At 35.3% G+C, this 12,042-nt stretch carries 11 protein-coding genes; all 11 read left to right on the top strand.

The features are described from left to right. The 11 genes from JET18_RS07045 to JET18_RS07095 all read left to right on the top strand — a co-directional run bounded on the left by JET18_RS07045 (window position 1) and on the right by JET18_RS07095 (window position 12,031). Window positions 1-2,820: a hypothetical protein gene (locus tag JET18_RS07045; protein WP_202089911.1), complete on the top strand. Its 2,820-nt coding sequence runs from the start codon at window positions 1-3 to the stop codon at window positions 2,818-2,820. Between the two features lie 23 nt (window positions 2,821-2,843). Then, on the top strand, window positions 2,844-3,203 hold the full coding sequence (locus JET18_RS07050) for a four helix bundle protein (protein WP_202089912.1): 360 nt from the start codon (window positions 2,844-2,846) through the stop codon (window positions 3,201-3,203). Further along, window positions 3,200-6,790 carry a DUF6443 domain-containing protein gene (locus JET18_RS07055; RefSeq protein WP_202089913.1) on the top strand — a complete coding sequence of 1,197 codons (3,591 nt, stop codon included), beginning with the start codon at window positions 3,200-3,202 and terminating at the stop codon, window positions 6,788-6,790. The genes JET18_RS07050 and JET18_RS07055 overlap by 4 nt, the downstream gene beginning before the upstream one ends. A gap of 18 nt (window positions 6,791-6,808) precedes the next feature. Further along, the gene (locus JET18_RS07060) at window positions 6,809-7,297 is read left to right on the top strand and encodes a hypothetical protein (RefSeq protein ID WP_202089914.1); all 489 of its coding nucleotides are present in this window, start codon (window positions 6,809-6,811) and stop codon (window positions 7,295-7,297) included. Between the two features lie 98 nt (window positions 7,298-7,395). Continuing rightward, window positions 7,396-8,565, top strand: coding sequence for an RHS repeat-associated core domain-containing protein (locus JET18_RS21960; RefSeq protein ID WP_317193252.1), 1,170 nt, complete (start codon window positions 7,396-7,398; stop codon window positions 8,563-8,565). Between the two features lie 4 nt (window positions 8,566-8,569). Then, window positions 8,570-9,088: an STM3941 family protein gene (locus tag JET18_RS07070; protein ID WP_202089915.1), complete on the top strand. Its 519-nt coding sequence runs from the start codon at window positions 8,570-8,572 to the stop codon at window positions 9,086-9,088. 347 nt (window positions 9,089-9,435) lie between these two features. Beyond that, window positions 9,436-9,801 (top strand): hypothetical protein, encoded by a 366-nt coding sequence (locus tag JET18_RS07075; protein WP_202089916.1) that lies wholly within the window; start codon window positions 9,436-9,438, stop codon window positions 9,799-9,801. Between the two features lie 18 nt (window positions 9,802-9,819). Then, the gene (locus JET18_RS07080) at window positions 9,820-10,185 is read left to right on the top strand and encodes a hypothetical protein (RefSeq protein ID WP_202089917.1); all 366 of its coding nucleotides are present in this window, start codon (window positions 9,820-9,822) and stop codon (window positions 10,183-10,185) included. Between the two features lie 58 nt (window positions 10,186-10,243). Then, the gene (locus JET18_RS07085) at window positions 10,244-10,708 is read left to right on the top strand and encodes a CPCC family cysteine-rich protein (protein WP_202089918.1); all 465 of its coding nucleotides are present in this window, start codon (window positions 10,244-10,246) and stop codon (window positions 10,706-10,708) included. A gap of 602 nt (window positions 10,709-11,310) precedes the next feature. Then, the gene (locus JET18_RS07090) at window positions 11,311-11,628 is read left to right on the top strand and encodes a hypothetical protein (RefSeq protein ID WP_202089919.1); all 318 of its coding nucleotides are present in this window, start codon (window positions 11,311-11,313) and stop codon (window positions 11,626-11,628) included. Between the two features lie 19 nt (window positions 11,629-11,647). Further along, a complete protein-coding gene (locus JET18_RS07095) occupies window positions 11,648-12,031 on the top strand; it encodes a hypothetical protein (protein ID WP_202089920.1) in 384 nt (127 codons plus the stop codon). The last annotated feature ends 11 nt before the right edge of the window (window positions 12,032-12,042 follow it).

Here is a 12,042-nt window from a genome sequence, read left to right on the forward strand (position 1 = left end):
ATGAAAAAAATATACATGTGCCTTATCAGTCTTGTAGGCTTAAATCTTACTTTACAGGCACAGCACCAGTTTCAGGGAGTTAATTTTGGAGATAGCTCCAATCCGGTTCCTTCCCTTACTTCTCTTGCTGATTTTACGGATAATCCGCCGTCACTGGCATTAGGCATACCGGAAATTTCGATACCATTACTCAGTATTTCAGGATATGGAGGTTCAGGCTTTGGGTTGCAGCTGAATTATAATCCATTGAACGTTTCTCAGGATGAGCCTGCGGGAGAATCCGGAGCAGGATGGTCCATCTTCAAAGGTGGAGTTATCTCCAGAAAGATCAACGGAGGTTTATTGGATGAAGCATTTCAGAATACGGCTAATCCTCATTATGAAAAAAATGCTTTTGATGATGAATATTATTATAATCTTCCGGGATTTTCAGGGAAGTTTAAAATAGAAAGGGATACCGTACAGAACACCTTCAGAATTGTAGATCTTTCCCCTCTGAACCATGTGAAAATAGCTTATACCAGAGACAGCAACACCGCTACATTGGTTGTTGATTCCTTTACCATCACCGATGACGATGGCAGCACCTATTATTTTAACGACTATTCTACAGCGGTAGGCTATGATAGTTCTTATGAAAGCAGAGGACTTTGGGGACTGGAATACAAATCAGCTTTTTTCCTTACCCGCATTACGGGTGCTGATGGGGTAGAAACGGCTAATTTCACCTATCAGAAAACAACCAAATACGACACAGATAATGCCACGCTGCTTTATAAAAGCTGCCACCTTCAGAAAATTAATACCGCATCCGGGAATATTGAGATCGTTTATGACTACGACCAGGCCCTGGAGAAAACCATGAATGACCCTTACAGCATTAAAAAAGTACTGCTGAATAATTTTTATGGGAAAGTTGCAGAGTATGCTTTTGAATATTCTTATCCTATTCCACCTTATCCTGGAAACGCTACCCATAAAAGAAGACAGTTGGACAAAATAAAGAAAATGGACGGGCAGAATGTTATTGAAGAAACAGCCATGCTTTACAATCCTCTTAGTTTGGAAACTCCGGCAAGTTTACCATGTTATGGAAGCGGGATCATTAGTCCTCCGGGAATCCTCAACAAAATTATTTATCCAACAAAAGGGAAGACAGAGTATGTCTACGAAGGCTCAGATATTTATGCAGATATGAATTCTGAGGCTTATCTTGCGTCTTTAGCAATGGACTATGTAAACTCCTGTATACAGAATAAAGAGACATTCTCTACTTTTGAGTTTAATACCAATCAAACACTCACTTATTCTTTTACAATTCCCGGTGATCCTTTAAAGAAGATCCCTTTCTGGGTGAATTATTCAGAAGCATATACTGATGTTGATCCTAATACCGGAGAGCCCATTTTACTACCTCCGGTACCCGAAAATAAACGAATTAATTATACGCTGAAAAGAGGAAGTGAAGTCCTTACAACCAATCAAAAAGGAGGGCATGTAAGATTTTATAATTATCCCGGACAATATACCGTAACCGTCAATGTACCATTAAGACACGGACAGGTATTTTTTGATCTGCAGGAACTTAAAACAGTCCCTGGACCGTATTGGAACGGAATTTCACAAGCATCATACAGAATACGTTCCATCAAAAGGTTTAATGATATCAACAGCAGTACACCGGTGAAGGAAATTTCATACAAATATGATGATTTTGCCATTTCCAACACTTCAAGCGGCTATACTTCCCGTGACGGTAAAGTGATGTTCAAAAATGTAAAAGTAACGGACGGTTCGGGAAATGGATACGCAAAATATTATTTCAAGCTCGATAAGGATTATCCATCGTATCAGACGACGGTCAATGGTAATACCGTTGATTTCCAGCCTTACTACAACCTCTTGAGATCAGGGATCCTGGAGAAAAAGGAAATGTATAGTGAAACCAACCAGCTTCTGGGAAAAGATGATTACGAATACACCTTTGGCATTGCTGACAATCTGGATTATCAGACCGATGAAGGATTTTATTCCAAAACAGCATTTATCAGCAAGACAAAGAGCACTTCCATAGCTTATCCTTTCGGATCTGCAGCCTCTTTTCTGCAAACTTCAAGTGAAAATAATGTAAGATCGGATAATTACAAGCCTTCCTCTTCAAAAACTACTGCTGCAGACGGAACAGTGACTGAAACTTTCTATCAATATGCCCAGGATAAGAACCACACGAAACTTCTGGCGGCTAATATGACGGGAGTCCTGCTGGAAACAGAAGTTAAGGAAGCGGGTAAAACCATCGGAAAATCTGAAACCAAATTCGACAATTCCTCCAATGTGTATCCGAGTTCTGTCATCAGCTATAACAGACAGACCCAAAGCCCTTTTACCGCTTCTACGCTGGATGTGTATGACAACACCGGAAATCTGGTACAGGCTACCGGGAAGAATGGAGTACCAACAACAACTATTTGGGGATATAATAAGACCATGCCGATTGCTGTGATTTCAGGGGCATCTTATGCCCAGGTATCATCCCTTGCCACAGTAACGGCTGCTATAAATGCATCCAATGCGGACCGTGAAAATCCGGCTAATGAACCTGCGTTATTGCTGGCTCTGGAAAACCTGAGAAAAGATCCGGCTCTTAAAAATTTCGGGGTTACGGCAACCACTTATGATCCTTTAATTGGAGTTACCCAGTCTATATCAGCGAATGGCATCAGAACCGTCAATATTTATGATAAAGCGGGCCGATTGATCCAGGTAAAAGACGCCGATGGAAAAGTATTGCAGGAGAACCAGTATAACTACAAACATTGAGAGTGATAAGTGAAGAACTAAAAATGAAAAGTAAAAGTGTGTTGAAAGATAAGAGTTTTGCTTTCAGTATTCATATCGTTGAGCAATACAAAAGGTTAACCGAATCCAAAGAGTTTGTCATGTCAAAACAGTTGCTACGCAGCGGAACAGCTGTTGGCGCATTAATCCGTGAAGCAGAATTTGCCCAAAGCAGAGCAGACTTTATCAGCAAGCTGTCCATTTCGCTGAAGGAAGCTAACGAAACCTGTTATTGGCTTGAACTTCTGCATGGTACCCATTATATCGATACGGGACGCTTTGAAGAATTATCCAAATACATCAATGAGCTTATCAGTATGCTGGTATCAAGCATCAAAACCTCAAAATTAAAACTGAACAAATGAACACAAATAATGAAAAATTAACCATGAAAACTGAAAAACTAAGGATGAAAAGAAATTTTTCACTCTTCACTCTTCTCTTTTCAATAAGTACTGTTTTCGCTCAAACGAATCTCAGTACGTCAGAGAATTACATTTATACCAAAAGCTGTCTGGATGGAGACTGTACTAAAAAATCAGAATCTGTGCAGTATTTTGACGGATTGGGGAGACCCGTACAGTCAGTGGCCATTAAAGCGACTCCGCTTGGAAGAGACGTTGTGGTTCCTATAGAATATGATGCCAAAGGAAGACAGGCGAAAAGCTACCTTCCGGTTCCTCAGTCAGGAACAGCGAACGGAGCCATCTATACCAACCCGCTTGCGAATGCAGCATCTGCCGGGTACGGAAGTGAAAAGATCTATTCCGAAAAACGCTTTGACGACCTGTTTACAACAAGGGTGAACCAGGTGGTTCCGGTGGGAACGGATTGGTCCCAGAAACCTTCCAATATGGCTTACGGTACCAATGCAGCCAATGAAGTAAAGAAATATGGGATCACGACGACATGGACAGAAGCGAGAACGAATTCCGCCATATCTCTTTCAGGCTCTTATGCGGCCAACCAGCTGATGAAAACTTCCGTTACCGATCCGGATGGCAATATAGCCACGGAATTCAAAAACGGAAAAGGACAGACCATCCTGGTACGAAAAAATGACGGCACCCAGAATGTAGATACCTATTATCTCCACAATGAATATGGTCAGCTGGTGTATGTGATTTCTCCGTTGGCTGTAGGGGCTTCGGCTCCGGATCAGACGATACTGGACCAACTGTGTTACCAGTACCGCTATGACGGGCTGGGAAGACTGGTAGAGAAAAAAGTTCCGGGCAAAGGCTGGGAGTATATGATATACAATAAGGCAGACCAGTTGGTGATGAGCCAGGATGCCAATCTTAAAGCCAAAAATCAATGGATACTGACTAAATATGACCAGTTTGGAAGAATCATTTTAACTGCTCTTACGAATAATACAGCTACAAGACAGAGTCTCCAAACCAGTATTACAAATGCTGCATATACATTCGAGATACGGGCTGCCGGCTCCTTTACCATAAGCGGAATGCCTGTCTTTTATACCAACAGGGCTCTTCCCGCCAGTCTGGTGCAGCTTTTAAGTATCAATTACTACGACACGTATCCGTCTTACAGCTTCAATCCTGCTTTTCCTTCCACCATAATGGGAGAGCCTGTAATGACCGATACCCAGAATGCTTCCGTAAATACCCAGGCGATGCCTACGCTAAGCCTTGTAAAAAATATAGAAGATGATAACTGGACCAAAAATTATGTCTATTACGATAAAAAAGGAAGGGCATTAGGCACGTACAGCATTAATCATCTTGGAGGAATTACCAGAACAGAATCAGAACTGGATTTTGTTGGAATGGCCAAACAGACGAAGGTATATCACAAGAGACTCAGTACTGATACCGAAAAGGTGATTACCCAAAGTTTTGATTTTGACAATCAGAACCGTGTTTTAAAGCACCGTCATCAGGTAGACAGCAATCCTGTAGAACTTCTGACAGAAAATACCTATAACGAGCTTTCCCAGCTTTCCAATAAAAAAGTAGGCGGCGGGCTTGAAAGCATCGATTATCAGTATGACATCCGTGGAGCATTGACCAAAATTAATGATCCGGCTGCATTGGGAACAAAGCTTTTCGGGTATGAAATGAAGTATTTCAATCCTCAGAATACCACGCAGGGCACTACAGGAAAATACAACGGGAATGTAACGGAAGTAATATGGAAAACCGCTACAGATGAGGTTTTAAGACAGTATAATTACCAGTATGATGCCCTGAACAGGCTTAAAAAAGGAATCTATTCTGAGCCGGGAGCTTCTGTTCCGCAAAACGGGCTCTTTAATGAAACCTTAACGTACGACCTGAACGGAAATATCACTTCCCTGCAGAGAAAAGGGAAAGGAGATCTGGGAGCACAGCTAATTGATAATCTTACCTATACCTACACGGGAAACAGGCTTAATACCGTTACGGATGACTCAGGGAATTACAGCGGTTATCCTGACAGTTCAGGAACTCCTATTTCCTATGATGATAACGGGAATATGAAAGATCATATTGATAAAGGCATTTTGCAGATTGATTATAATTTCTTTAATCAACCTGATTATGTAAAGTTTGATAAGACCTTTGTGCCAAGAGCCACAGATGGGGACTATAATGTGAATACCAGATATTTCTACAGGGCAGATGGAACGAAGCTTAAAAAGATTTACACTTATGGGATGGGCAGGCAGAATACAGAGACTTCCAAAACAACGGAATACCTTGATGGATTCCAGTATGAGACACAGGGATTGTCAGCAACTGCTCCTCTCACCTTAAGATTTGTCCCTACAGGGGAAGGCTATTATAATTTTGAAAATAATAAGTATATTTACAGCTACACAGACCATTTGGGAAATTTACGTTTAAGCTACACTAAAAAACCAGATGGCAGCATAGCAGTTCTTGAAGAAAACAATTATTATGCATTTGGTTTAAAGCATGAAGGCTATAATATTTTAGAAGGAAACCCTGCTTACAATTATGGATATAATGGGAAAGAACTTCAAAAAGAATCCGGCTGGAGTGATTATGGGGCAAGAATGTATATGGCAGAAATTGGCAGATGGGGCGTAATAGATCCATTGGCTGAAGCTATGAGAAGATATTCTCCATATAACTATGCCTTTAATAATCCTGTAAGTTTTATAGATCCGGATGGGATGAAGCCGATGAATTCACTAAAGATGGCTGGTGATGGATCTAATACGGAAGTGAATTATGGCAACGTCAATCCAAACTGGCTAGGCTTGGGAAATGGTGGAGGAATTTATGATCAGTTGGAGACAGCTATTGCAGCAGGCGGTGGACCATCTATAAATATGGATGATGTAGAAGTTTATGAGGGAGCAGCTGCAGGAGATGCATTTAGAAAACTTATGAGTCCTAAAAATAATGAATATAGCTTTGCTAAGTTTGACTTTTCAAAATTTGGAATAGGTAATCTTGTTAATCCGAATGATGTTATCTTTTTAAATGATAGTAAATCGGTTGGTGGGTTAGGACATGCAGCTGTAATTATTGGAAATGAAAAGGATGGTTGGTATTATTACTCACTTAATGGAACAGGTGGTGAAAAAGGAAGAGCTTATGGAGATGCAATTGGAGCAGATATAGGAACACCATTGGGGAATATAAGTATGGGTGAAGCTATAAAAAAGGCGAATAAAATTAATATTGGTTATAAACATAATTATGATAATAATTTAGCGCTTATCAGTAGTCCAAGTGAAGATAAAGCTATGATGGAAAAAGCATCTAAAGCAGCTAGTGTAAGAAAGTATGTCTTAACAGCACAAGATTGTTTAACAGTGCCTATGGCTGCATTCAATGAACTCAAAAGAAGTAGAGGAGCTGGAGGTCCTCAAACTGCAAAAATTCCAAACGCATGGAGATTTTTTCTACCAACAACTATTGGGGTTATTAATTTGTACTTACCATCTGGCTCTGAACTAAAATATAGGAAATAAATTTTATATAAAAAGTAAATGAAAAGAGTAATTGGAATAATTGTTTTATTAGCAATTTTAATTTTTGTATTTTCAACAATATTGTTTCCTTATGTATCAAATTTTGTTGGTTGGAATGGATACAAAATGTGGGAAGATAGAATAAGAACAGATAAGATAGAAGAATCTAAAAAAAGAAAAGTTTTTGTTAAAGAATTAAATTATAGAATTATTGGATCTACTAATTTGAAAGGTTTTTATTTTAAACCTTATCTTGAGAAAGGTTTTAAGGTTAGTAATAAATCTTTTAATGATACGCGTATAATTAAAAATACGAATAATCCTTACAATATTTGTTATGAAAGAGGCTTAAAAGATTCAATCGCTATTTATTTTAAAAAAGCTGATGAAAAGAAGCTCGATAGTTTTGATGGTGTCTGGGGGTACTCTAGAACTCCACATTTAAAAGATACATTAAGTTTAGAAATTGTAAGTAAAAAATATCATGGAATAATTAAAATATGGTAATTTAACAATAAAAGACAAGTCCGTTTTTACTAGTTGTAAAGCGGACTTTTCGGTTCTAAACATAATAATATAATATCGTACAAGTAAATCTTAAGATTATAGCTGGCAAAACAGAAGTTCTTAAAGAAAATAACTATTATGCATTTGGTTTAAAGCATGAAGGTTACAATGTATTAGAAGGAAATCCTGCTTATAATTACGGATACAATGGCAAGGAGCTTCAAAAAGAATCCGGCTGGAGTGATTACGGTGCCAGAATGTATATGGCAGATATTGGAAGATGGGGTGTAATAGATCCATTAGCTGAAACAATGAGAAGATATTCTCCTTATAACTATGCCTTTAATAATCCTGTAAGCTTTGTAGATCCTGATGGGATGAAGCCGATGAATAGACTGAAAATGGCTGGTGATGGCTCTAATACGGAGGTAAATTACGGCAATGTCAATAGTAACTGGCTAGGCTTAGGTAATGCTGATGGACTGGAATCAGGAGGATTTGGAGGTGGAAGCAGCTATGCTATTTTGTCGTCATTAGGTAACTCAAATGACTATTTACTCGACGAAATTAGAGCTGCATGGGCCAATAGAGAGCAACCCATATTTTCCAGTATAAATAGTAATGGTGATCTTGTCTGGTGGACTGGGGCTGCTACTCAGACAACTTATACGGTTGGTAATGACATATATGGTGAGGGTGATTTAGGAGTTGCACATACAATAGGTTTAATGGATGGTGATACTTTGGATATATTGAATTTTATCAATGACAGGGTTGGTGATGTTGGTTCAGTACTTGAAAAAACTCAAAACCAAGGTGGTTCAATAGCTTTTTGGACAACACCTGTCAGAAATAGGTCTTTTGATGGAATAACATATTCAAGGCTTCGTTTTGGATATTATAGTGATAATTGGGGTGGAAATGCTACTACAGGTGCTACGACAAGCGTTGCTAAATATATTGGTAAAGGTGCTTTAGTTACCCAAATAGCATTGGGGGGCATAGAAGTAGGAAATGGTGTAGCTAATGATTACAGTAATTATCAAACAAAAGGTATTACAAATGGAAGAAATACGATTGTAACAGCTGCTAAATTAACTTCGAGCATTTTATCGGGAATGTATGCAGGGGCTGCTATAGGTAGTGCTATTCCAGTTCCTATCGTAGGCACTATTGTAGGTGCAGTTGGAGGTGCTTTGGTAGGATACCTTATAGGAGAAGTAGTAGCACGTGATCTAAATCAAGCATTTGATAATTTTGAAAAATAAAAAAATGAAAATAGAAAGAAAGACCTTTAAAATAGTAAGCATGTTAATATTAATAACTATTTTATTCGTGTGTTGTGTAATTGCAGGTCTAAACCCTGAAAAATATACTTTTGTATTATTACCTTCAAAATATTTAGTTTTAATTCTATCTATTCTGGGAATAATAGCTATAATATATTTTTCTATTTTTTTAATAAAGCTGATTTTTTCCCATAAAGCTTTTTTTGAGATCAGTGAAAAAGGAATATATAATGGATTGGGCTTTACTAAAGAGAAGGAAATAGAATGGAACAATATTGAAAAAGTAGATATTATAAATTATAAAGGAATACCAAGGATTAGAGTTAAGCTATATAATTATGAGCCTTTTATTGAAAATACAGATTTCATCACCAAATTCATATTGAAACAAACTGTTAATGATTTAGGAACTCCAATTATAATTGATAATGTTTATTTAAAATGTTCTTTTGAGGACTTAAGTAAAATTATTTTTGACTTTTGGGGAAAATATAAAAAATAAATTTTCCTTATTTTATGTCTTCACCTGTAACACTTAATTAAACAAAAACCATTGCATTTGCAATGGTTTTTGTCTTTTTTTTAAGAAAACGGTTATATTTACCAGTACAAAGACCACCTGGGAAATACAAGGGTAAGTTTTGCCAGAAACAGCGCAGGCGTTCCTGAAATTTTAGATATGGAAAATTATTATCGTTTGGGTTTAAGCTGGGAAAGAAAACGGCTGTTCCAAATCCTGCAGTTTTAAACTATGGACAAATACGCCCTGCAATCCCTATGAATGTGGGAACATTTAGAGCATTAATTTACAGTACTGCCCCAGCTTGGGAACCTGTAAAATAATTAGATATGGAAGAAAAAGATGTTATTATAAGAAAAATTTTAGAAAAATTGTATATTGAATTTAATCCGGAAATTTTATATCAGTTGACTCTGGAACAATACGGAGATTTCTTGATTTCAATATTTGAATACATAAATCTGTACAAAGACAAATACCATTTGAGTGAAAAAGATTTTATGGAATTTAATAAGGTTATTCATCATAAATATGAGTATGATAAATACGAAGATAATTGTTGGCAAAGAGTAGCATTTTTTATGGATGAATTAATATTCTGTTTTTCTACACCTGCTCCATATTTTTTTGATTCTAACTTTGAAGATTTTAAAAATAAAATTAAAAAAGATATGAGGAAAGGTAATGGTTTGTAAAAATGTTCAAGATATTTTATGGAAGAAAGAGACTTAATTATAAAACAAATTCAAGAAAGATTAGAAATCGAATTAAATCCGAAAAAAATTTCCAAGATGACCTTGGATGAATATAGAGATTTTATTATTTCAATGTTCGAATATATAAATCTATATAAGGATAAATATCTTCTAACACATTTAGACTTTAGGAAATTTGCAAATGATTTTGTTAAAAATTATGATGATGATGATTACGAAGATAATTGTGGGGAAAGAATAAGATTTTTTATGGATGAATTAGCGATTTTGTATACTTATCACCCTCCTTTTTTTTGGAATTCTAGCTTTGAGGATTTCAAATATAAAATGAAAAGAGATGTCTCGAGAGGGAATGGTCTGTAAAAATGTGGCCATGTAAATTCGTTTTAAATGCAATTGATTATGCCAATAAAATAAAATTATGATAAAATTAGATTTAAATTCAGCTATAAATATATTATCATTAGATGAATATTCAAAGATGAGAACTGAAGATCGTAAAAATTTGATTGATGGGGAAGGATTGGATAAAGAAGAATTATTTGACTACATAAGAGATAGATATATTGGAATAAAATTATCATATATTGAAGAAAAAGTTAAGGAATTGTATCAATTGTCAATTAATGTTATGGGGACTCCAAAAGAACTATTTCCATGTCCTTGTTGTAATTATAAAACAATTTTAGAAGAAGGGAATTATCAAATTTGTAAAGTGTGCTTTTGGGAAGATGATGGAAACAGAGATGATTTGAAAATTAGTTCTGTAAATCACATGACATTACATGAAGCAAAAGACAATTTTAAAAAGAAAGATGCTATTTTAGAAAAGTTCTTAAAATTTGTAGATAATGAAGGTAAATTGAAATATTATAAAAATATTTAATTAAGGATAATATTTGTCTTTGCTAATACTACTGAATAAAATAGATTGAAACCATTGCATTTGCAATGTTTTTTTATTTTTAGAAAAAGAAGATTATATTTGCTATTACAATTACTACTATTACATAAGTAGGTATGCACCGCAAAATATTCTAAATATTACATGATTAAATTTATAGATTATTTAGTTTTCCATTTAGATTGTTTATATAAAAGATTGGATAAATTTAAATACAAAGATAGGGGAACAGAGAAATTTTGGTTGGTTGTAGTTATTTCAATTTTTATTAATTTGAATACTTCAAGTATTGATAATGTTTTCCTGGGCAATTATTTGCATATACATCATAAGTATATTTTTTTCTTAATGATTCCGATTGTAATGACTTTAGTGTATTATTTATTTATTAAAAACGAAAGATTTTTAGACTATGAATTTAAAGAAAGCTATAAGGGATATTTGATATTACTTATATTATTTATCATAACTGTAATTTTAATGTTCATGGTGGTTCCTAGAAAAAATTATTAAGAACTTAAGAGTAAAAAAGAGTATTGATTCAATACTCTTTTTTAAAGGCCAAGCATCTAGCTTGTGTCATAATGAAAAACTGGTTAATCGGATTCAAGCCTAAAGATGAATATTTTAGATGTCCTGAATATTTTGGAAACATAGAGTTTGAAACTGATGATTATTTTGAAATGCTTTCGTTTATTTTATCTGAACCCAATAGGGATTACGACTTCTATTTTAAAAATAAAAACAATTCTCAATATCGTAAGGGTATGATCCTTATTCATAATAATTCAATGTATTTAGGAATTGGTGCAACGGAAAACTATAAAAACTATCTTGTGGATAAATTAACTGAGGAATATGATAAACCACCTCTCGTAAGCAATCAGTTGCCTTACTATTAAAATATAAAGCAATCAATCTATGGAATTAACTGATATATACATTTACAGAAATAAAGTTGAAAAGGAAATTATTTTTGATTTTATGAAAAATTGGTTAATAGGTTTTAAAACTGCAGATGAAATTTTTGAATATCCTCAGTTTTTCGGAGACACAGTATTGGAAACTGACGATTATTTTGAAATGCTTTTATTCGTCTTGGCTGCTCCTGATAGAAACTATAATTTTTATTTTGAGAATAAAGATAATCTACAAAATCCCAAAGGAATGATTTTTATTCAAAATAACGCTGTGTACTTAGGAATTGGCGTAATTCCAAGTTGTGAAAAACATTTTATTAATAGTCTTACCGAAAAATATGAAGAAGAATTAATTATTTGTAATGGTGTTCTCCCTTATAAATAATATATCATTCT

Source organism: Chryseobacterium endalhagicum (genome assembly GCF_016745235.1).
GTDB lineage: Bacteria > Bacteroidota > Bacteroidia > Flavobacteriales > Weeksellaceae > Chryseobacterium > Chryseobacterium endalhagicum.